This window comes from Curtobacterium pusillum (genome assembly GCF_007673235.1).
Lineage (GTDB): Bacteria > Actinomycetota > Actinomycetes > Actinomycetales > Microbacteriaceae > Curtobacterium > Curtobacterium pusillum_C.
Genome location: NZ_VDZH01000004.1, coordinates 187,205 through 209,223, shown reverse-complemented (window position 1 = coordinate 209,223; position 22,019 = coordinate 187,205). Strand labels below are relative to the sequence as shown.

The following is a 22,019-nucleotide window of genomic DNA, read 5'->3' as shown; positions in this document are numbered from 1 at the left end:
CCCGAAGGCAAGACACAGCACTACCGGAGGAACGACTTGGCACCGAACGAAGCACACCGTCCGCACGGCGATCGGCCGTTGCGCACGAAGGCAGCGGCGAAGCGCGCGCGCCGCAAGCTCACCGAGGACGACGTCACCGTCGTCGAGGAGTCGCTGCTCAAGCGTGCCGTCGCCGCCGCTGCGCTCGGCAACGCCATGGAATGGTTCGACTTCGGCATCTTCGCGTACCTGACGGTCACGATCTCGCAGGTGTTCCTGCCGCAGGGCGACCCGGCCGCGAACATCGTCGCGACCTTCGGGTTCTTCGCCGCGGCGTTCATCGTCCGACCGATCGGTGGCGCCGTCTTCGGCCCGATCGGCGACAAGATCGGCCGGCAGAAGGTCCTCGCCCTGACGATGATCCTGATGGCCGCGGGCACGCTCATGATCGGCCTGATCCCGTCGTACGACTCGATCGGCTTCTGGGCGCCCATCCTGCTGCTCGTCGCCCGCTTCGTGCAGGGCTTCTCGACCGGTGGTGAGTACGGCGGCGCCGCGACGTTCATCGCCGAGTACTCGCCCGACAAGCGCCGCGGGTTCATGGGTTCGTGGCTCGAGTTCGGCACCCTCGCCGGCTACGTGCTCGGTGCGTCGATCGTCACCGGCCTGCAGTTCGGCCTGTCCGAGGACGCCCTGCTCAGCTGGGGCTGGCGCATCCCGTTCATCATCGCGGGCCCGCTCGGGCTCATCGGCCTCTACCTGCGCCTCAAGCTGGAGGAGACCCCGGCGTTCCAGAAGCAGCAGGAGCAGGCCGCCGAGCGCGAGTCGCAGAAGACGCCGTTCCTCAAGCTCTTCGCGGAGAACTGGCGCTCGCTCATCATCTGCATCGGCCTGGTCCTGGTCTTCAACGTGACCGACTACATGCTGCTGTCGTACATGCCGACCTACCTCGAGCAGAACCTCGGACAGAACGCCACGTTCGGTCTCATCCTGATCGTCGTCGTGATGCTGCTCATGATGGTCGTCATCACGTTCGGCGGGCGGCTGTCCGACAAGTTCGGTCGTCGTCCGGTGCTCGCCGCGGGCTGCATCGGATTCATCCTGCTGTCCTGGCCGGCGCTCAAGCTCGTCCAGACCGGCACGGGCTTCGGGGTGTTCGCGGGCCTGCTCATCCTCGGTGTCGTCCTCGTGACGTTCACCTCGACGATGCCCTCGACCCTGCCGGCGCTCTTCCCGACGATCATCCGGTACGGCGCCCTGGCGATCGCGTTCAACGTGTCGGTGTCGCTCTTCGGTGGCACGACCCCGCTCGCGACCTCGGCCCTGATCAACTGGGCGAAGGACTCCGGTTTCGGGTGGGCCGAGGACATCCCGGCGTTCTACCTGATGCTCGCCGCCGTGATCGGCCTGGTCGCCGTGTACTTCACGAAGGAGACCGCCGCGACGCCGCTCATGGGTTCCGGTCCGACGGTCGGCTCGGAGGACGAGGTCGCCGAGGTCATCGCGGACTACAACGACGAGTCGTCGGAGTTCGCGCAGTCCGACTGGGCGAAGGAGTTCGCCACGAGTGAGATCCCGATCATCTCGGGCGACGCTCCGTCATCGGGTGACGAGAAGAAGGAGCCCGCGGGCTCCTAGCGCGCGGCGCCCCGCAGCGCACGTGCCAGAAACGGGCGTACCCGGTCGATCCTCTCGGCCGGGTACGCCCGTTTCCGCTTCCCATCGCACCCGTTCCGGGAAGGAACGGACGCGCCACGGCCTGGAGGCACGGCACGCGTCCGCCACGGGCGTCGCGCCGTGCCTCCGGTCGCGTCCAGTGCTGCGCGTGCGTCCCCGAGACTCGGCGCGGGCGCGCGGGCGCGCGGTCGCGGGGGCGCGGGGGCGCGGGGTCGCGCGGTCATTCGCGCTGAGCGACAGTTCTCGCGCGCTGCGCCGCGAGAACTGTCGCTCAGCGCGAAACTCGGGGCGGCGCCGGCCGCGGCCCGCGCCCGCGCTACGCGACGCCGGTCGCGAGCCGGTCGGCCGCGTGCAGCAGCCGCGCGGTCACGGCGTGCGTCGGCCGGTCGAACACCGACGCCGCGGGACCGTGCTCCACGACGCGCCCCTCGTGCACGACCAGCACGTCGTCGGCCATCCGCCGCACCGCCCGGAGGTCGTGCGACACGAACACCATCGCCACGCCCGTCGTGTCGCGCAGCCCCTCGAGCAGGGTGAGCACGGCGTCCTGCACCGTGGCGTCGAGTGCCGTGACGGGTTCGTCGAGCACGATCACCTCGGGTGAGGTCGCGAGCGCGCGGGCGATCGCGAGCCGCTGCCGTTGCCCGCCGGACAGCGTCAGCGGGGATCGGCGTCGGAGTGCGGGGTCGAGACCGACCTGTTCGAGCGCCGCGTCGACCCGCTGTCCGAGCGGCCCCCGGGCCGAGCGTTCGGCACCGCCCGAGAACGCGTCCGCGAGGACCCGCTCGACGCTCCACCGCTCGTCGAACGTCGCGCCCGGGTCCTGCACGACCGCAGCGAGCCGGTGCCGGTGCGGGCGTCGGTCGCGTTCGTCGAGCGGGACCCACGGTGCCCCGTCGAGCGTGACGGCTCCGGTGTCGGGGGTCTCGAGCCCGAGCAGGATCCGCGCGAGGGTCGTCTTGCCGGACCCGGACGCGCCGATGACGCCGAGCACCCGCCCGCGTGCGAGCCCGAACGACACGTCGTCGACGGCGCGCACCCCGTCGAACACACGCGAGATCCCGGCGGCGGCGAGCACCGGGCCCGCACCGTGCGAGGTTCCGCGCGACGTGCGAGCCTCGGAGCCCCGCACCGTGCCCGGAACCTCGCACACTGCGCCAGCGCCAGCGCCAGCGCCAGCGCCAGCGACGTCCGCGCCACCCGCGGCGCGCACCAACGCCTGCGTCGCCTCGTGCTGCGGCGCGGCGAACACCGAGTCCACCGGGCCCTCCTCGACGACGCGTCCCTCGTGCATGACGACCACCCGGTCGGCCCAGCCCGCGACGAGCCCGAGGTCGTGCGTGATCACGAGGAGTCCGGCACCTCGCGCCTGGGCGGCACGGAGCTGTTCCATCACCGTGACGGCGACCCCGGCGTCGAGTGCAGTGGTGGGTTCGTCCGCGACGACGAGCTCCGGCGACCCGACCGTCGCGGCGGCGATGAGCGCCCGCTGCCGCATCCCCCCGGACAGGGTCCCGGCGAGGCGACCGTCCGTCGCGATCGACGGGTCCAGGCCGACGGCCTCGAAGGCGGAGCGGACGGCGTCCACCCGCGCGGCCGCGGTCATCTCAGTGTGCAGCCGCAGCGCGTCGGCGACCTCGCGCCCGACGGGACGCAGCGGGTCCAGGGCGCCCAGTGCCTCCTGGCCGACGTAGCCGACACGCGACCCCCGGACCGATCGCCAGCGCCGGTCGGAGAACGCACGGACGTCGAGTCCGGCCACCGTGAGCCGGTCGACCCGGACGGCGGAACCGGCGGCGGACAGGCCCAGCGCGGCGCGCGCGGTGACGGTCTTGCCCGATCCGGACGCGCCGACGAGTGCGACGCACTCGCCCGCCTCGACCCGGAGGGCGACGTCGTGGACGACGGTCGTGCCGCCGATCGCGACGGTGAGGCCGCGCATGTCGAGGACGGTCATCGGAGGGCTCCCGTTCGTCTGATCGCTCGTCCGAGCACCGTCACCGCGGTCGCCAGGACGACGATCGCGAGACCGGGGAAGGTGCTCATCCACGGGGCGGTCTGCAGGTAGGTGCGGCCGTCGGCGAGCATCGCGCCCCACTCCGGGGCCGGTGGTGGCGTGCCGACGCCGAGGTAGCTGAGGGCCGAGGCCCACACGATCGCCTGCCCGATGCCGAGGGTCCCGACCGCGACCACGGGCCAGAGCGCCGCGGGCAGCACGTGCCGGAGGACGATGCGGCCGGGGGAGCGGCCCATCACCACGGCGGTCTCGACGACCTGCGAGGACCGGGCGCGGAGCACGAGCCCCCGCACGATGCGGGCGTACCCGGGCGCGGTGGCGAACCCGACCGCGAGCATCGCCGGAACGGGACCAGGGCCGGTCACCGCGATGACGACGAGTGCGACGAGCAGCAGCGGCAGGGCGAAGGCCACCTCGGTGATCCGTCCCACGACGGCGTCGACCACCCGCCCGCCGAGTCCCGCGACGACGCCGAGCACGATGCCGACCCCGCCGCCGACGAGCGTCGCGACGACCCCGACGACGAGCGAGGCCCGGGTGCCCGCGACCACCCGGGCGAGGACGTCCCGTCCCGACTCGTCGGTGCCGAACGGGTGGGCGCCGCTCGGCGCGAGCAGGGCGTCCGACGGGTGCACGGCGAGCGGGTCGCCGCCACCCAGCAGCGCCGGCCAGACGGCGGCGACGACCGCCACGGCCACCACTACCGCCGCGACCGTGCCGGCCGGTCCGAGCGTCCCCCCACGGAACCGCTCGGGCCGTCCGTCGGACGGGTCGCCCTGAGCACCGGCCTGGAGGCTCGGCTCGGCGATGCCGCTCACCGAGCGCCCGCCTCGGGGCGGGTGACGCGCGGGGCGCGCCGCCGGGTGCGGCCACCGGGTCGGGTCGCATCGGCACGCGGGTCCACCAGTCGTTCGACGAGGTCGGCGACGGCCAGCACCACGACGTACGCCGCGGCCGACACGAGCGCGATGCCCGCGACGAGGGGCATGTCCCGCTGCGTGACGGCGGTCACGAGGGCGCGGCCGATGCCCGGGAGCGCGAACACCGACTCGACGACGACGGCCCCGGAGACGAGCGACCCGAAGGCCCAGGCGGACAGGGCGATGCCCGGCAGCGCGGCGTGCCGGAGGAGGTGCCGGCCGAAGAGCCCGGCGCGGGTCTCGCCGCGGCTCCGCGCGGCGAGGGCGAACGCCGACCGCTGTGCGTCCACCACGCCGTCGCGGACCGTCTCGGCGAGGTACCCGGCGACCGGCACGGCGACCGTGACCACCGGCAGCACCCAGCCGCGGGCGGTGCCGTCGCTCACCGCGGGGACCCAGCCCAGCGCGCTGGCGAACACCACGATCAGGACGCTGCCGAGCCAGAAGTGCGGCGTGACGCTCGCGGTGACGCTCAGGGCGCTCGTCAGACCGGCGGCGAACCGGCCGCGCTGGGTCGACCACCACGCGGCGACGATCGCGAGCACCCAGGCGACGACGAGCCCGAGGACCGCGAGGGTCAGCGTCACCGGGAGCTGCTGGCCGAGGAGCGTCGCGACCGGGGTGCGGAACGCGTACGAGTCACCGAGGTGCCCGGTCGCCAGTCGCCCGAGGAACACGACGTACTGCACGAGCACCGGTCGGTCGAGGCCGTACTCCTGTCGGACCTGCGCCACTGCCTCGGCCGAGGCCTGCGAGCCGGGTCCGCCGAGGATCGCGAGGGCCGGGTCGCCGGGGATGAGCCGGATCGCGACGAACACGATCGTCGCGACGGCCCAGAGCACGCCGATGCCGCCGGCCAGGCGGCGGAGTCCCCACAGGGCCCACGCCGACCACCCGGCGGGCGTGCTCCGACGTCCGCGACGCAATCCGTGCCTCCAGGCCGGTGTCAGCGGTCGATCCAGGCCGTGCCGAACCACGGCGTCGACACCGCGGTGGTCTGCACGCCGTGCACGCTGGAGCGCACCAGGAAGTGGTTCTGCTGGTCGTAGAGGGGGAGCACGGTGCCGCTCGACAGGATGATCTTCTGCGCCCGCTCGTACAGGTCGCCGCGCTCGGACGTGTCCGAGGTCTGCGCGGCACGCTGCAGCAGGTCGTCGAGCTCCGGGTCGTCGAGCTGGGCGAGGTTCGCGAAGTACCCCGACGGGGCGGGCGTGATGCTCGCGCTGTCGTAGAGGATGCGGAGGACGTCCGCGCCGACCTTCGTGTACGGGGCGCTGACGACGTCGTACTGGTTCGCCGCGAGGGCCGCGTACCAGCTGGACAGGTCGAGCTCCTTCAGGACGACCTTGAACCCGACTGCCTTCTCGGACGCCTGGATCTGCTGGAACAGGCTGCGCTCGGCAGGGACGGACTGGTTCGTCGACACCGGGAAGGTGACGGTGAGCTGCTGGCCGTCCTTCTCCCTGATGCCGTCGCTGCCGACCTTCCAGCCGGCGTCGTCGAGCAGCTGCTTCGCCTTCTTCGGGGAGTACCCGAACAGGCTCTTGTCGGAGTACCCGTACGGCTCGACGCTGGAGAGCACCGAGTACGAGCGCTTCGCCGTCCCGAGGAAGAGCGACTCGATGCCCGGGTCGATCTCGGCGCCGGCGATGAACGCCTTGCGGACGGCCTCGTCGCGGAAGACCCCGTGGCCGGAGTTCAGCTCCAGCCGGTTCGACGCGCCGGGTCGCGGGGCGTCGAGGTCGCGGATCGAGCCCTTCGCCGACGCCGCCTTGAGCTGGTCGGGCTGGGCGTTGTCGATGACGTCGACCTGGCCGGACTGCAGCGCCGCGTAGCGCGAGGTCGAGTCGGGCAGGAAGCGCCAGGTGATGCCGTCGAGCCGGGGCGCGGTCGCTCCCCAGTAGTCGGCGTTCTTCTGCAGCGTCACGCGGTCGCCGTGCTTCCAGGCGGTGACCTCGAACGGGCCGGTCCCGACGGGCGACTCGCAGTTGGTCTCCTGCGAGCGCTGCAGGGCCTTCGGCGACTCCATGCCGACCCACGGCTGCGAGAACGACTCGAGCAGCGCGCTGTCCGGACGGCTCAGCGTCAGCGTGACGGTGTGGTCGTCGGTGGCGGTCGCCTTCGTGATCGACTGCAGCGCGAGGTACCCGGTGCTCGACGCCGTCGCCGGGTCCTGCACGTGCTCGATGTTCGCCACGACGGCAGCGGCGTCGAAGGGCGTGCCGTCGGTGAAGGTCACGTCGTCGCGGAGCGTGAAGGTGAGGGTCTTGCCGTCGTCGCTCGTGGTCCACGACTTCGCCAGCGCGGGGACGGGCTTGCCGTCGTCGAGCGCGGTGAGCTCCTCGATGTACTGGCTGGACAGCAGCGCCTGCGGGTAGTTGCCGCCCACGTGCGGGTCGAGGCAGGTGGGTTCGGCGTCGCCCGAGGCGTACACGAGCGTGCCGCCGGTCACCGGCGTGCTGCTGCTCGTCGCGCTGCCGCCGGTGCACCCGGCGAGGACGAGGAGGAGCGCTGCGGCGCCGGCGACCGCCGTGGCGGTTTTCTGTACTGAGTCCAAGATCATGGCTGGACGAGTCTAGCGGTTTACTGGGGCCCATGGACGAACCGATGCGCCGCGGTGGACGGCCCCGACGCTCGAGTGCCGAGGTGCTCGCCGACGCCGCCGCGGAGCTGTTCCTCGAGCAGGGCTACGGCCGGACCACGGTCGACCAGATCGCCGTGCGCGCCGGGGTCAGCCGGGCGACGTTCTTCAACTACTTCACGGCGAAGTCGGACGTGCTCTGGCTCGACCTGGACGCCGCCGTCGCGTCGCTGCCCGGACTGCTGGCGGCGTCGACCGAGCCCTCCGCGGTCCGCGCCGTCGAGGAAGCGCTGCTCGCCGCCGCCCGTGCCCACGACCCCGAGCGGGTTCCGTGGGCGATCGCCCAGGCCGAGGTGATGGGCATCGGTGCCGAACTCGTCGCGAGCGTCGCGACCCGGGTGACGGCGCAGCACGCGACCGTCGCGGCGTTCGTGGCCACGCGGACGGGGGACCACCCGGCGGCGCTCTGGCCGCAGACCGTGTCCGGGGCGATGCTCGGTGCCGCGGGGGCAGCGTTCGGGGTGTGGGTGGCGGACGGCGTCGGTCGTCGACCGCTCGTCGAGTACGTCGGTGCCGCGCTCACGCCGGTCGCGTCCGGCCTCGACGCGCACTGAGCCGCCGCACCACCCGGACCGCCCGCCGCGCTGTGGGAGGATCGTCGCCGTGCAGTCGTGGGTACGTGTGGGGCGCTGGCCCGTGTTCGTCGTCGTCGCCCTGGCCGGGCTCTTCGTCTGCTTCTGGCACATCGGTCAGCAGACGATCAACGTCGACGAGATCCTCTACGCGCAGGCCGGTTGGCAGTACGTCCACGGCATCGTCACGCTGAACCTCGAGCACCCGCCGACCGCGAAGTACCTCTACGGCCTCGCTCAGTTGGTCGTCGGCGAGGGCATCCTCGGTCCCCGGCTGGTCGCCGGCGCGGCGGTCTTCGGGACCGGCGCCGTCCTCTTCGGCTGGCTGCGCGGTCCGCTCGGCCACTGGGGTGCGCTGCTCGCCGCAGGACTCTGGTGGCTGACGCCCCGCGGCGCCGGACCCGACCAGTTCGACCCCGGCTCGGGCACACCGGTGCGCATCGACCGCATCGCGCTCCTCGAGCCGGTCATGGTGTTCTTCGTCGTGGTGGCACTCGCCGCCGCCTGGGTGTGGATCACCTCGAGCAGCCGGTGGCGCTGGGCGTGGGCAGCGCTCGCCGGGGTGGCACTCGGGCTCGCGGTCACCTCGAAGGTCACCGCAGCGCCGTACGTGATCGCGATCGTCGTCCTGCCGATCCTGTTCCGGCGCTGGTGGGAGCTCCTGATCGGCGGGGTGATCGCGGCGGCGGCCTTCGCCGTGACCTTCGTGGCCTGCTACCACCCGGTCGGGATGGTGCACGCGATCCGGTACATGCTCGAGTTCCAGTCCGAGCACGACGCGCAGGGGCACCTGGCCGAGATCGCCGGGCACACCTACCGCTTCGCTCCCTGGTGGGCCGAGTTCTGGTACATGGCACGTGGGGTGACGCCGCTCCTCGCCGTGGTGCTCGCGGTCGGGATCCTCGCAGCCCTGGTGGTCCGCCCCGGACGGCTCGTCCTCTACCTGGTCGCCGCGGCCGTTCCCCTGATGGTGTTCCTCGGGACGTCGAAGGTGGCGCTCGCGCACTACTACGACGCCTGGATGCCGATCGTCATCGCGCTGGCCGCCGTCGGGTACACCCGGCTCGCACAGAGCGTGCGGATCGGTCGTCGTGCTCGGCGGACGACCCCACCGGTCGCGAGGGCAGTGATCGCCGCCGTGGTCGTGCTCGGCGTCGGGGCAGCCGTCGTGCCCGCGGTGCAGCAGACCGTCGCCGTCGCCCGGGTCCGCCCGTCCGGTGTCGGGCTCCTCGACCACGCCCTCCGGGCACACGGGATGGACGGCGGCCGGATCCTCTTCACCGCGTACGGGGCACCCGGCTGGAGGCCGTACTTCGCCGACCGGGGTGTCGACGTGCCGGTCAGCGGGCGGTACGGGGCGGTCGTGCAGGGGGTCGACGGACGGTTCCCGGTACCGCCGCAGGTGTCCGACTTCCTCCGGGCGGAGCGGTCACGGCTGACGTCCTTCCGCGTCGACGAGCTGCAGGTGTGGGTGCCGACCGACGGCTCCGAGATCGTGGTCGACGGCGAGTCGGTGACGCTCGGGCGCTGACCGTCACCCGCTGACCGTCACCTGCTGCCCGTCAGTCCGTCCGCAGCGTCCCCGCGCCGCCGGCCGCGACGTCCTCGACGGTGCCGTCCCGGACGACCTCGGGCACCTCGTCGCCCGTCGGCCGCAGCGAGGCGTCCCCCGGGTAGCTCAGTGTGAGGACCGCCTCCTCGATGTACTGGCTGTCCTCCAGTGACTTCTCGACGTCGCGCAACCGCACGGCGACGTGCTCCTCGTTCTCGTTCCCGGTCAGGTCGACCGCGGCGACGAGGTACACCCGTGACGGCCCGACGAACTCCAGGTGCAGGTAGGTGACCCGTTCGATCTGCGAGCGGCCGAGCAGTTCGACGAGCACCGCGTTCTCGAGCTCCGGGGACGTGCTCTCGCCGAGCAGGAAACGGCGGTTGCGGTCGATGAGGATGATCGCCACGACCCCGAGCAGCACGCCGATCGCGATGGAACCGATCGCGTCGAAGACCGCCAGGCCGGTGACCTGGTGCAGGAACACCCCGAGGAACGCGACGACGAGGCCGATGAGCGCAGCGGCGTCCTCGGCGAAGACGGCCCGCAGCGTCGGGTTCGAGGACTGCAGCACGTGGCGCAGCACCGGCACCTTGCGCTTCGTCGCCGCTCCGTGAGCCTGGCGGTAGGCCTGCAGGAAGCTCGTGCCCTCGAGGCAGAACGACAGCGCGAGCACGATGTAGTTCAGCAGGACGTCCTCGGCGGGCCCGGTGTCCCCGAGCTCCGTGATGCCGTGGTAGATCGACACGATGGCGCCGGCGGTGAACAGGCCGAACGCCGCGAACATCGACCAGATGTAGGTCTCGCGCCCGTACCCGAGGGGGTGCGCGGTGTCGCGCTTCCGGGCACCCCGCCGTTCCGCCACGAGCAGGAAGACCTCGTTGCCCGTGTCGGCCCACGAGTGCGCCGCCTCGGCGACCATCGACGCCGATCCGGTGATCAGGGAGGCGATCGTCTTGGCGATCGCGACGAGCAGGTTCGCGCCGAACGCGATGATGACGGTGAGCAGGGACTCAGGGCGGTCCTCCTGCTCAGGAGAGTCGGGCATCGCTCCAGCATGCTCCCGTCCGCTAAACTCTTCTCGAACAGGCGTCGATCCGGCCATCACCGGGGAGCCTCCGGAAGAACGCGGGTCCGCCCGTCAGTAGAACCGGGCGGACCGGGCCGCGAGCGATCCCCGAACACGAGCGGTCGTGGGCAGCAGCCCGCGGCAAGCGAGGTGGTACCGCGGAGCACGCTCCGTCCTCGTGGGAAGTCACATCCGCGATCCTCAGGAGCCCCCGGTGCCGTACCCGCTCAACTCCAGCAACGACGGAGTCACCCCGTCGCCGTCCTTCCCCGCCGTCGAGCAGGGCATCCTCGCCTTCTGGAAGGGTGACGGCACGTTCCAGGCGTCGATCGACCAGCGCGAGGGCTGCGACGAGTGGACGTTCTACGACGGGCCGCCGTTCGCCAACGGTCTGCCGCACTACGGTCACCTGCTGACCGGGTACGCGAAGGACGTCTTCCCGCGTTACCAGACCATGCGCGGCAAGCAGGTGCACCGCCGCTTCGGCTGGGACACCCACGGCCTGCCCGCCGAGCTCGAGGCGATGCGGCAGCTCGGCATCACCGAGAAGCACGAGATCGACGAGATGGGCGTCGACGTGTTCAACGCCGCCGCCAAGAAGTCCGTCCTGCAGTACACCGACGAGTGGCAGCAGTACGTCACCCGCCAGGCGCGCTGGGTCGACTTCGAGAACGACTACAAGACCCTCGACGTGACGTTCATGGAGAGCGTGCTGTGGGCGTGGAAGCAGCTCTGGGACAAGGGTCTGGCCTACGAGGGCTTCCGCGTGCTGCCGTACTGCTGGAACGACCAGACGCCGCTGTCGAACCACGAGCTGCGCATGGACGACGACGTCTACAAGATGCGTCAGGACCAGTCCGTCACGGTGTCGTTCCCGCTGCAGGGCGCACGTGCCGAGTCGCTCGGCCTGGCCGGCGTGCGTGCGCTCGCCTGGACGACGACCCCATGGACCCTGCCCACGAACGCCGCGTTGGCCGTCGGGCCTGCGGTCTCGTACGTGGTGCTGCCGGCCGGGCCTGGAGGCGCTGCTGACGGTGGTGCCGCCGGTTCCGTCTCCTACTTGTTGGCTTCGGACACCGTGGCCGCCTACGCGAAGGACCTCGGCTACGAGAGCGCGGAGGACGCCGCTGCCGCGGTCGTCCGCACCCTGGCGGGTGCCGAGCTCGACGGCGTCGAGTACGAGCGCCTGTTCGACCACCTCGCCGACACCGAGGGCATGGAACACGCCTGGCGCATCCTGGTCGCCGACTACGTCGAGACCGGCGAGGGCACCGGCATCGTGCACCAGGCCCCGGCCTACGGCGCCGACGACCAGGTGGTCTGCGCCGCCGCCGGCATCCCCGTGGTGCTCTCGCTCGACGAGGGCGGGGTCTTCACCTCGCAGTTCGGCGAGGTCGCCGGCATGCTCTGGTCGGACGCGAACAAGCCGCTGACCAAGGCCGTCCGCGACGCCGGCCGACTGCTCCGCCAGGCGTCCTACGAGCACAGCTACCCGCACTGCTGGCGCTGCCGGAAGCCCCTCATCTACAAGGCCGTCTCGAGCTGGTTCGTCCGCGTGACCGAGTTCCGCGACCGCATGGGCGAGCTGAACCAGGACATCAACTGGGTGCCCGACAACGTCAAGGACGGCCAGTTCGGCAAGTGGGTCGGGAACGCCATCGACTGGTCGGTGTCCCGCAACCGGTACTTCGGCACGCCCATCCCGGTGTGGCAGTCGGACGACCCGTCGTACCCGCGTCAGGACGTCTACGGCTCGCTCGAGGAGATCGAGCGCGACTTCGGGCGCCTGCCCCGGAACGCCGACGGCGAGGTCGACCTGCACCGTCCGTTCATCGACGACCTGACCCGCCCGAACCCCGACGACCCCACCGGGAAGTCGACCATGCGCCGGATCACCGACGTGTTCGACGTCTGGTTCGACTCCGGGTCGATGCCGTACGCGCAGGTGCACTACCCGTTCGAGAACCGAGAGTGGTTCGAGTCGCACAACCCGGCCGACTTCATCGTCGAGTACATCGGGCAGACCCGCGGCTGGTTCTACGTCATGCACGTGCTCTCCACCGCGCTGTTCGACCGCCCGGCCTTCCAGAACGTCATCAGCCACGGCATCGTCCTCGGCTCGGACGGCCAGAAGATGTCGAAGTCGCTGCGGAACTACCCGGACGTCTCCGAGGTGTTCGACCGCGACGGCGCCGACGCGATGCGCTGGTTCCTGATGTCGTCGTCGGTGATCCGCGGCGGCAACCTCGTCGTCACCGAAGAAGGCATCCGCCAGGGCGTCCGCGAGTTCCTCCTGCCGCTGTGGTCGACGTACTACTTCTTCACCCTGTACGCGAACGCGTCGGGGGAGTCGGGGTACCAGGCCACCCGCCGGACCGACAGCACCGACGTCCTCGACCGGTACCTCCTCGCGAAGACCCGCGTGCTGGTGGCCGACGTGCAGCAGCACCTCGACGCGCTCGACACCCCGCTCGCGGCCCAGGCCGTCCGTGACTTCGCCGACGTGCTGACGAACTGGTACGTCCGTCGGTCGCGCGACAAGTTCTGGCTCGGCGCGGAGTCCTCGCCCGAGGCGAAGGCCGCGTTCGACACGCTGTACACCGTGCTCGAGACGCTCACCCGCGTCGCCGCGCCGCTCGCACCGCTCGTCACCGAGGAGATCTGGAAGGGACTCACCGGCGGGCGGTCGGTGCACCTGGAGGACTTCCCGTCGGCGGACGAGTTCCCCGCCGACGACGCCCTCGTCGCCGCGATGGACCGCGTGCGCGACGTCGCCTCGAAGGGACTCGCGCTCCGCAAGTCGACCGGCAAGCGCGTCCGCCTGCCGCTCGCGACGCTCACGCTCGTCGTGCCCGACCCGACCGCGGTCGAGCCCTTCGCGGACATCCTCCGTGACGAGCTCAACGTGAAGCAGGTCGTGCTCGAGCAGCAGGAGGAGTCCTCCCTCGGCCGCTACGGCATCGAGCGGAAGCTCACCGTGAACGCCCGGGCCGCCGGACCCCGGATCGGCAAGCAGGTGCAGCAGGTCATCCCGGCCGCCAAGAAGGGGGACTGGACCGCGACCGAGACCGGCGTCACCGTCGGTGGCATCGACCTCGTCGAGGGCGAGTACACGCTCGACCTCACCGTCGCCGACGACTCCGTGGCGGTGGCCTTCCTCGACGGCGGCGGGTTCGTGGTGCTCGACACCGTGACCACGCCCGAACTCGAGGCCGAAGGGCTCGCCCGCGACGTCGTCCGCGCCGTGCAGCAGGCTCGCCGTGACGCCGACCTCGACGTCAGCGACCGCATCGTCCTCACCCTCGGTGCGGACGAGGTCGCCGACGCGGCGGTCCGCACCCACCAGCAGCTCATCGCGGGGGAGACCCTGTCGACGAGCGTCGAGATCGTGCCCCTCGGGGCAGACGCCACCACCACCGACGTCGGTGACGGTGCGAAGGTGACCGTGGAGGTGTCACGCGCATGAGCGAGTACCCCGAAGACCCGTCCGAGGACGGCATCGAGATCCCCGTCGGCCCCGCCGGTGAGACGAATCCCGCCGAGGCCGTGCCGTTCGGTGCGGACGACGACGAGGTCACGCGCGTCGAGGCCGCCCTGTACGCCCGGATCGGCGAGCAGTCGCCCGAACACCGGCTGTCCGCCACCCGTCGCGCCGTCGAGCTCCTCGGCGACCCGCACCTGGCGTACCCGGTGATCCACCTGACGGGCACGAACGGCAAGACCTCGACCGCTCGGATCACCGAGAGCATCGTCCGGGCGCACGGACTCCGCACGGGCCTGATGACCAGCCCGCACCTCGTGTCGATCCGGGAGCGCATCGTCATCGACGGCGCCCCCATCGCCCCGGACCGCTTCGTCGAGAACTGGGACGACATCGCCCCCGTCCTCGAGATGACCGACAAGGAGCTCACCGACAAGGGCGAACTCCCGCTGACGTTCTTCGAGGCCCTCACCGTGCTCGCCCTGGCGTGCTTCGCCGAGGCGCCGGTCGACGTCGCGGTCATCGAGGTCGGCATGGGCGGCGAGTGGGACTCCACCAACGTCGTGCAGAGCCAGGTGTCGGTCTTCACCCCGATCGCCATCGACCACGCCAAGCAGCTCGGCAACACCGTCGCCGAGATCGCCCGCACCAAGTCGGGGATCATCAAGCCGTCGTCGTCCGTCGTGTCGAGCGTGCAGACGCCCGAGGCGCTCGCCGAGCTGCAGCGCGCCGCGGAGCTCACCGAGTCGACGCTCGCGGTCGAGGGCGACGCCTTCCGGGTCGTCGACGTGACGCCGGCCGTCGGCGGACAGCTCATCACCGTGCAGGGCGTCGCCGGTCGCTACGACGACCTGTTCCTGCCGCTGTTCGGGCGGCACCAGGCCGACAACGCGGCCGTCGCGATCGCCGCCGTCGAGTCGTTCCTCGGCCGCGGGTCGCAGGCCCTCGACGAGGACGTCCTGTCCGAGGGCCTCGCGGGGGCGACCAGTCCCGGCCGGCTCCAGCCGATCGCCACGGGTCCCACCGTCGTGGTCGACGCGGCGCACAACCCGCACGGCGCCCGCGCCCTCGCCGACGCACTGCCGGTGGCGTTCCCGTCCGAGCACGTGGTCGGCGTCGTCGGCATCCTCGGCGACAAGGACGCCCGCGGCTTCGTGCGCGCGCTCAAGGACACCGTCGCGACCTTCGTCGTGACCCAGCCGCCGGGGGAGCGTGCGCTCGACGCGGACGAGTTCGCCCGCATCGTCGTCGACGAGGTCGGCGAGGACCGTGTGGTCGTCGAGCCCTCGCTCGCCGCCGCGCTGCAGGAAGCGCGCGACCTCGCGGACGAGGCGGACGCCGAGGACGCCCTCGTGCTCGTCGCGGGCTCCATCGTGATGGTGGGGAAGGTCATGGACCTGGTCCACACGGAAGGCGAGACGAAGTGACGGACGCGAACCGTGCCTCCAGGCCGACGGGACCGGGTCGCGCGCCGCGCGTGCGCGGGCCGCGACGCGAGCGCGGGGCGCAGGAGAGCCTGCTGTCTATCGCGCTCGTGCTCGAGGCGATCATGTTCTTCTTCCCGATGCTCGTCGTGTTCGGCAAGGGCACCCTGCCGCCCGCCCTGGCGTTCGGCGGCGGCATCGGCGCGATGGTCGTGCTGGCGCTGGCCTCGCGGCTGACGGGCAAGCCCGCCGGTGTATGGTTCGGGTGGCTGCTGCAGGCGGCCATCCTCGCCACCGGGTTCATCGAACCGTTCATGTTCGCGGTCGCCGTGGTGTTCCTGACGCTGTGGGTCTTCTGCTTCGTCAAGGGCGGTCAGCTCGACCGGCAGAACGCCGCGCGACGCGCCGCACTGGGCGAGGACTGACCACCCCCATTCGACCCCGAACACTAGGAGTTCTGCGTGTCCGACCTCGAAGAGACCCTCGTCCTCGTCAAGCCCGACGGCGTCGCCCGCCAGCTCACCGGTGAGATCCTCCGCCGGATCGAGGCCAAGGGCTACGAGATCGTCGACCTGAAGATGCTGACGGCCCCTCGTGACCTGCTCGACGCCCACTACGAGGAGCACCAGGGCAAGCCGTTCTTCGAGCCGCTCGTCGAGTTCATGCAGTCCGGCCCGGTCGTCGCCGTGCGCGTCGCCGGCAACAGCGTCATCGCCGGCTTCCGATCGCTCGCCGGCACCACCGACCCGACCTCGGCCGCGCCGGGCACCATCCGTGGCGACCTCGGTCGCGACTGGGGCCTCAAGGTGCAGCAGAACCTGGTGCACGGGTCGGACAGCACCGAGTCGTCGGCGCGCGAGCTCGCGCTCTGGTTCGCCTGAGACCGCAGGGAGTCGGAGATGACGAACAACCCCCGTCCCACCAAGAACGAGCGTCGCGCCCACGCGCGTGACCTCGCCCGCGAGCGCGCCGCCGCCGAGAAGCGCCGGAAGCGCCGCAACAAGTGGTTCCTCCAGGGCGGCATCGGCCTCGGCATCGTCGCGATCGCAGCCATCGTCGCGATCGTCGTCGTGAACGTGAACAACGCGAACACCGTGTCGGCCACCGGCCCGAAGAACATGGCGACCGGCGCCATCCAGTTCACCGGCGGCGACGGCAAGGTCACCCCGGTGACCACGAAGGCCGTCACGGCGAAGGGCACCCCCTCGGCGGTCCCGACGTCGAACAGTGACGGCGCCGTCGCGGTGACCGAGTACGTCGACTGGGCCTGCCCGGTCTGCAAGCAGTTCGAGGCCGCGTACGCCGACCAGATCCTCGACAAGGTGAAGTCCGGCGACGCGACGCTGGCGATCCAGCCCGTCTCGATCCTCGACCGCAGCTACCAGAGCTCGCGCTACGCCAGCCGTGCCGCGAACGCCGCGATGTGCGTCGCGAACTACGCCCCGGACAAGTTCCTCGACGTCCAGACGCAGTTCTTCGACAACCAGCCGGAAGAGGGCACCAAGGGTCTGACGAACGCCGAGATCGCGAAGCTCGTGAAGGCGGGCGGCGCGACCGGGTCGAACGTCTCGGAGTGCCTGTCGAGCGAGCAGTTCAAGGGCTGGGTGACGCGGTCGACCAGCCTCGTGACGAGCAACCCGGACCTGCAGGGCACGCAGGGCTTCGGCACGCCGACGATCGTCGTCGACGGCAAGAAGGTCGACACACTGACGAACGTCATCAGCGAGATCGACGCAGCCGCGAAGTAGCCGTCCGTTCCACGACGAAGGCCCCCGCATCCGATCGGATGCGGGGGCCTTCGTCGTGCGGGGCGCGGTGCACGGTCGGGTCGCGCGCGTTGTTCGACATTCCGCCAGTCGATCGACGCGCGTCGTGTCGGAGGGTGCACGTGCATCCGATGCGGGCACATCGACCGACATCACGCTCGTCGATCGACTCGCGCGGTGTCGTGTTCGGCGTGCGAACCCGGGCGCGGACGCGGACGCGGACGCGGACGCGTGCGCGAACCCGTGCGGGCGCGGAGCGCTACGCGGCGCCGCCGTTCTGCTCGACGAACGCGGCGAAGGCGTCCGTGTCGGTGAGCGACCCGTTGTACTGCTTGCCGTTCACGATGACCGTCGGGGTGCCGGTGACCTTCGCCAGCGACGAGTTCGGGATCGCCTCGTTCAGCACCCGGTTCGTGGCGTCGGCCACCCACCCGGCGAAGTGCTGCCCGGTGATGCAGGACGCGACCTCGCTGTTCGTGGCGCCGGCGGCCTTCGCCAGGGACGCGAGCTTGTCGTTCGTCAGGCCTCGCGTGCTCTCCGACGGCTGGTTCTCGTACAACGACGTGTTGTAGGCCAGGAACGCGTCCGGGTCGTAGTTCGCGACGCACGCGGCGGCAGCAGCGGAGCGTGTGGAGTACTTCGACCCGAGGGACACCCGGTCGAGCAGGTTGAACGGGTGCAGCTCGAGCGTCGCCGAGCCGTCCTGCACCCACTGCTGGATCTGGGGCATCTGGCTCGTCTCGAACTGGTTGCAGTACGGGCACATGTAGTCCGAGTACACCGTGATGTTCGCGACGGAGTCGTCCTGCTTCGTCGGCGTCGGCTTCCCGCCCTCCGGTGTGGCCTTCGTCTCGACGGGGACGATCTTCCCTTCCACCCCGTGCAGCAGGACGCCGTCGCTCGCCATGTTCCTCGGCCCGGGGCCGGCGGGCTGCACCGAGTTCGCGATCACCACGACGACGATCGCGATGACCGCGAGACTGCCGACGATGATCCCGCTGATGCCCAGCGTCCGGTTGCGGCGGCGTCGCGCCTGTTCCTGCACGCGGGCGACCCGTGCGCGTTCCCGCGCGGCGTCCCGACGTGCCTTCTTGCTCTCGTTCTCGCTCATCGAGTTCGAGCGTAGGTCGCGCGGGAACGCGGATCGGCCCTGCTGGCTGGGAAGCACCCAGGAATTCGGTGACGCGTCATCGACGAGTCATCGACGACCCTCAGCCGAGGCTCAGAAGGACTGCAGGATCGTCGGGAACTTGATCAGGATCGTGACGACGATGAAGAGGTAGTTCGCCAGCGGGAACGCCCAGCAGAACGGGAGCAGGACACGCCCGAGTCGCTGCGTCCGGGCGCCGAAGCGTCCCTGCGCGGCGTTCCAGATCGTGAACACCCAGAACATCGGGATCGTCATCGACCACACGAGCATGCACCACGGGCACAGGGCGCCGATGAACCAGACGGTCTGGGTGAACAGCCACGTGACGAACACCCACGCCAGGAAGACGCCCGCGTTGAACGCGATCCAGAACCACCGCGAGCCGTTCCGGAAGCCCGCGAGCAGCATCACCGCGACCGCGATCGGCGCGACGAAGCCCATCACGCCGAGCAGCGGGTTCGGGAATCCGAACAGGTGTCCCTGCCAGCTGGCCATCACGTCCGAGCAGCTGATGAACGGGTTGACGTCGCAGGACAGCACCTTCTTCGGGTCCGCGTACTTCGCGAACTCGTCGAGGACGAGCGAGAAGGACCCGTAGAGACCGACGGCGCCGGTGATCAACAGGAACACCGCGATGGCGATCGGACGGCGGGCGGCAGGTGCTGGCGAGCTCACGGCGTCATCATCGCACGCCCGTTCCGGTCCTTTCCGGGTGCGGCATGCGATAATCGTCGGAGGTCGTGCGGCCATCCGCACGACGATGAGAGCTTTCCGGGCGCCGCCCGGACGATCAGGTGTGGTGAGAGCGCACCGTGGCCAGGATGCGCGCGACGCACCGGTCACAAGACAGCGAACGCGGGGGCGTGGTCGCCACCCGTCACAACTACAGAGTTCCCGCCGCCCGACACGGGCGCGAGCGGGGTCAAGGAGTGCACCAGGTCCATGGTGGAGCAGAACAACGACAACACGAACAACGAAGAAGTCGCACCGAAGCGTCGCGGTCGCCTGTTCGGCGGCCGTCGCGCCCGGTCGGCGGGCAGCCTGGAGGCACGGGGTGACGCCGCGCAGGCGGCTCCCGTCGACGAGACGGTCGCGCTGACGGACGAGGCGGTCGCCACGTCGGGATCGGTCCAGCCCGCCGACGCGGTGCCGGTCTCGGTCGAGGTCGACGCGGTCGCCAGCCCGAGCGACGAGCCGCACGACGTGAGCACCCTCACCGGCGACCTGCCGGTGGTGGACGCGACCACGGCGCCGACGGTGAGCGACGAGGCGGGGGCAGACCGCGCCTCCAGTCCGGACACAGCGGCGACAGCCGCACCCGCAGGACCGGAGACGCCCGCGGCACCCGCCGCCGAGGAGCCGTTCGTCCCGAAGGCGACGAGCACCCTCAGCCTGATCTTCCACGCCCCCGTCCTGCCGGAGCTGCCGTACCGCGCCCCGCGTGACGAGCGGGACGAGGACGACGACGAGCAGGGCGGCGGACGCCGTCGTTCGCGTCGCCGTGGCACGAGCGCCGACCGTGAGTCGCGCGAGCACCGCGAACCGCGTGACCACCGCGAGCCGCGCGACCACCAGGAGCCGCGCCGGCGCGAGGTCGAGTACATCACCGAGCCGCAGAAGGTGAAGGGCTCGACGCGACTCGAGGCGAAGAAGCAGCGTCGTCGCGACGGGCGTGACGCCGGTCGTCGTCGCCAGGTCGTGACGGAGGACGAGTTCCTCGCGCGCCGCGAGAGCGTCGACCGCCAGATGATCGTCCGGTCGAGCGCCTCCAAGATCGAGATCGGCGTGCTCGAGGACGGCATCCTCGCCGAGCACTACGTGACCAAGTCGCACAACGTGTCGCTCATCGGCAACGTGTACCTCGGCAAGGTCCAGAACGTCCTGCCCTCGATGGAGGCGGCCTTCGTCGACATCGGTCGCGGGCGCAACGCCGTGCTGTACGCGGGCGAGGTCGACTGGAACTCGGTCGACACCGGCAACCACGGTCGCCGCATCGAGGCCGCGCTCAAGCCCGGCGACAAGGTCCTCGTGCAGGTCACGAAGGACCCGGTCGGCCACAAGGGCGCCCGCCTGACCAGCCAGGTCTCGCTGCCCGGCCGCTACCTCGTGTACGTGCCGAACGGCTCGATGAACGGCATCTCGCGCAAGCTCCCGGACACCGAGCGCGCTCGCCTCAAGAAGATCCTCAAGGAGGTCCTCCCCGAGCACGCCGGCGTCATCGTCCGCACGGCTGCCGAGGGCGCGACCGAGGAGCAGCTGACCCGCGACGTGCAGCGCCTCACCAGCCAGTGGGAGGCGATCCAGAAGAAGGTCGCGAACGGCCAGGCACCGGTCATGCTCCACTCGGAGCCCGACCTGCTCGTCAAGATCGTCCGCGACGTCTTCAACGAGGACTTCACGAAGCTCATCATCGACGGCTCCGCCGCGCGCGAGACCATCGACGAGTACCTCACCGCCGTCGCGCCCGACCTCAAGGACCGCGTCGAGATCTACGACGGACCGGACTCCTTCGAGGAGCACCGCCTCAACGAGCAGATCGAGAAGGCCCTCGACCGCAAGGTCTGGCTGCCCTCCGGTGGTTCGCTCGTGATCGACCGCACCGAGGCCATGACGGTCGTCGACGTCAACACGGGGAAGTTCGTCGGGTCCGGCGGCAACCTCGAGGAGACGGTCACGAAGAACAACCTCGAGGCCGCCGAGGAACTCGTCCGACAGCTCCGCCTGCGCGACATCGGCGGCATCATCGTCGTCGACTTCATCGACATGGTGCTCGAGTCGAACCGCGACCTGGTGCTGCGCCGACTCGTCGAGTGCCTCAGCCGCGACCGCACCAAGCACCAGGTCGCCGAGGTCACCTCGCTCGGGCTCGTGCAGATGACCCGCAAGAAGATCGGTGTGGGTCTCCGCGAGTCCCTCGACGAGGTCAACGCGCAGGTCAACGACAACAACGCGGACCCCGGCCCCTCGAAGGGTCGCCGCAAGGGCCGCAGCGGGAACGGGTCGAACGGCAACGGCAACGGCGGCGGCAACGGGTCGAACGGCAACGGCGGCAGCAACGCCGGGTCCTCGCACGGCTCCTCGTCGCAGGCGCACCAGATCACGGACGACGTGAAGAACGCCCTGTCGCGCATCGCCGCGTCGACCATCCCGCACGAGGAGCACGAGGGTGCAGCGACGCCGGCGTCGGCCTCGTCCGCGCCGTCGGCAGCGTCGGTTCCCTCGGCGCCCTCGGCCCCGGAGAACGGCGAGTCGTCGTCCGGGCAGGAGCACGGCGAGCAGGCCTCCGGGTCGAAGCGTCGTCGTCGCCGCGGTGGCCGTGGTGCCGGCGCGCCCGACGCGAACGCCACCACCGAGGTCGCACCCGAGCCCATCGACGAGCCCACCGCGGAGCCCGCCGAGGAGTCCGCCGCGCCGTCGTCCGCGCCCGAGCCTGCTGCTGCCGCCGTCCCGGAGGTCGTGCCCGCCGCCGCCGAGGCCGCCGAGCCCGCGAAGGCACCGACCCGTCGCCGGGTCAGCTCGAGCGCACCGGTGACCCCGACGGAGACGTCCGTCGCGATCCTCGACATCCCGATCGCCGCCACGAAGCGCGAGCCGCGCAAGGTCAGCGGTGACGCCGAGTCCCTGCTCGACTCCGTCCTGCAGGCGCTCCCGGAGCCGAAGCAGCCGGGGCAGGGTCGTTCGCGGTCGCGCCGTGTCTCGTCCCCGAGCATCAGTGCACCGGCGACCGCCGAGGGCGACGCCACCGACGACGGCGCAGTGATCCTGGGGAACTGA

At 71.1% G+C, this 22,019-nt stretch carries 16 protein-coding genes; 9 read left to right on the top strand and 7 right to left on the bottom strand.

What is annotated here, in order from left to right:
* The first annotated feature begins 36 nt into the window (after nt 1–36).
* Complete coding sequence (gene proP / locus FS532_RS12650; protein ID WP_260852673.1) at nt 37–1,617, top strand: glycine betaine/L-proline transporter ProP; 1,581 nt, start codon at nt 37–39, stop codon at nt 1,615–1,617.
* 355 nt (nt 1,618–1,972) lie between these two features.
* On the opposite strand, the gene FS532_RS12645 is transcribed toward proP, so the two are convergent.
* From FS532_RS12645 to FS532_RS12630, 4 genes are read right to left on the bottom strand one after another with little or no spacing between them, the layout of a single operon-like run.
* A complete protein-coding gene (locus tag FS532_RS12645; protein ID WP_144754810.1) occupies nt 1,973–3,613 on the bottom strand; it encodes an ATP-binding cassette domain-containing protein in 1,641 nt (546 codons plus the stop codon).
* Nucleotides 3,610–4,491 carry an ABC transporter permease gene (locus FS532_RS12640; protein WP_144754807.1) on the bottom strand — a complete coding sequence of 294 codons (882 nt, stop codon included), beginning with the start codon at nt 4,489–4,491 and terminating at the stop codon, nt 3,610–3,612. The genes FS532_RS12645 and FS532_RS12640 overlap by 4 nt, the downstream gene beginning before the upstream one ends.
* Entirely contained in the window at nt 4,488–5,519 is a 1,032-nt protein-coding gene (locus FS532_RS12635) for an ABC transporter permease (RefSeq protein ID WP_260852672.1), read from the bottom strand. Before FS532_RS12635 ends, FS532_RS12640 begins: the two co-directional genes overlap by 4 nt.
* Nucleotides 5,520–5,539: 20 nt before the next feature.
* Nucleotides 5,540–7,156: an ABC transporter substrate-binding protein gene (locus FS532_RS12630; protein WP_144754804.1), complete on the bottom strand. Its 1,617-nt coding sequence runs from the start codon at nt 7,154–7,156 to the stop codon at nt 5,540–5,542.
* A gap of 32 nt (nt 7,157–7,188) precedes the next feature.
* Between FS532_RS12630 and FS532_RS12625 the strand changes: the two genes are divergently transcribed.
* Together FS532_RS12625 and FS532_RS12620 are read left to right on the top strand one after the other, a co-directional pair.
* A complete protein-coding gene (locus tag FS532_RS12625; protein ID WP_144754801.1) occupies nt 7,189–7,788 on the top strand; it encodes a TetR/AcrR family transcriptional regulator in 600 nt (199 codons plus the stop codon).
* A 49-nt stretch (nt 7,789–7,837) separates the two neighbouring features.
* Entirely contained in the window at nt 7,838–9,337 is a 1,500-nt protein-coding gene (locus tag FS532_RS12620; RefSeq protein ID WP_144754798.1) for an ArnT family glycosyltransferase, read from the top strand.
* Between the two features lie 31 nt (nt 9,338–9,368).
* Here the strand turns inward: FS532_RS12620 and FS532_RS12615 are convergent, their stop codons facing one another.
* Complete coding sequence (locus FS532_RS12615; RefSeq protein WP_144754795.1) at nt 9,369–10,403, bottom strand: cation diffusion facilitator family transporter; 1,035 nt, start codon at nt 10,401–10,403, stop codon at nt 9,369–9,371.
* A gap of 235 nt (nt 10,404–10,638) precedes the next feature.
* Between FS532_RS12615 and ileS the strand changes: the two genes are divergently transcribed.
* The 5 genes from ileS to FS532_RS12590 are packed head-to-tail and all read left to right on the top strand — an operon-like array spanning nt 10,639 to nt 17,077.
* Entirely contained in the window at nt 10,639–13,890 is a 3,252-nt protein-coding gene (ileS, locus tag FS532_RS12610; RefSeq protein ID WP_144754792.1) for an isoleucine--tRNA ligase, read from the top strand.
* Nucleotides 13,887–15,332 carry a bifunctional folylpolyglutamate synthase/dihydrofolate synthase gene (locus FS532_RS12605; protein WP_260852671.1) on the top strand — a complete coding sequence of 482 codons (1,446 nt, stop codon included), beginning with the start codon at nt 13,887–13,889 and terminating at the stop codon, nt 15,330–15,332. The genes ileS and FS532_RS12605 overlap by 4 nt, the downstream gene beginning before the upstream one ends.
* On the top strand, nt 15,329–15,754 hold the full coding sequence (locus tag FS532_RS12600) for a DUF4233 domain-containing protein (protein ID WP_144754789.1): 426 nt from the start codon (nt 15,329–15,331) through the stop codon (nt 15,752–15,754). Before FS532_RS12605 ends, FS532_RS12600 begins: the two co-directional genes overlap by 4 nt.
* Nucleotides 15,755–15,790: 36 nt before the next feature.
* Nucleotides 15,791–16,210, top strand: a complete 420-nt coding sequence (gene ndk, locus FS532_RS12595; protein WP_144754786.1) for a nucleoside-diphosphate kinase — start codon at nt 15,791–15,793, stop codon at nt 16,208–16,210.
* 18 nt (nt 16,211–16,228) lie between these two features.
* The gene (locus FS532_RS12590; protein ID WP_144754783.1) at nt 16,229–17,077 is read left to right on the top strand and encodes a DsbA family protein; all 849 of its coding nucleotides are present in this window, start codon (nt 16,229–16,231) and stop codon (nt 17,075–17,077) included.
* 277 nt (nt 17,078–17,354) lie between these two features.
* On the opposite strand, the gene FS532_RS12585 is transcribed toward FS532_RS12590, so the two are convergent.
* Together FS532_RS12585 and FS532_RS12580 are read right to left on the bottom strand one after the other, a co-directional pair.
* Nucleotides 17,355–18,206, bottom strand: coding sequence for a DsbA family protein (locus FS532_RS12585; RefSeq protein ID WP_144754780.1), 852 nt, complete (start codon nt 18,204–18,206; stop codon nt 17,355–17,357).
* A gap of 111 nt (nt 18,207–18,317) precedes the next feature.
* Nucleotides 18,318–18,920: a vitamin K epoxide reductase family protein gene (locus tag FS532_RS12580; RefSeq protein ID WP_260852670.1), complete on the bottom strand. Its 603-nt coding sequence runs from the start codon at nt 18,918–18,920 to the stop codon at nt 18,318–18,320.
* A 267-nt stretch (nt 18,921–19,187) separates the two neighbouring features.
* Here FS532_RS12580 and FS532_RS12575 point away from each other — a divergent pair, with 267 nt between their 5' ends.
* Nucleotides 19,188–22,019 (top strand): Rne/Rng family ribonuclease, encoded by a 2,832-nt coding sequence (locus tag FS532_RS12575; RefSeq protein ID WP_144754777.1) that lies wholly within the window; start codon nt 19,188–19,190, stop codon nt 22,017–22,019.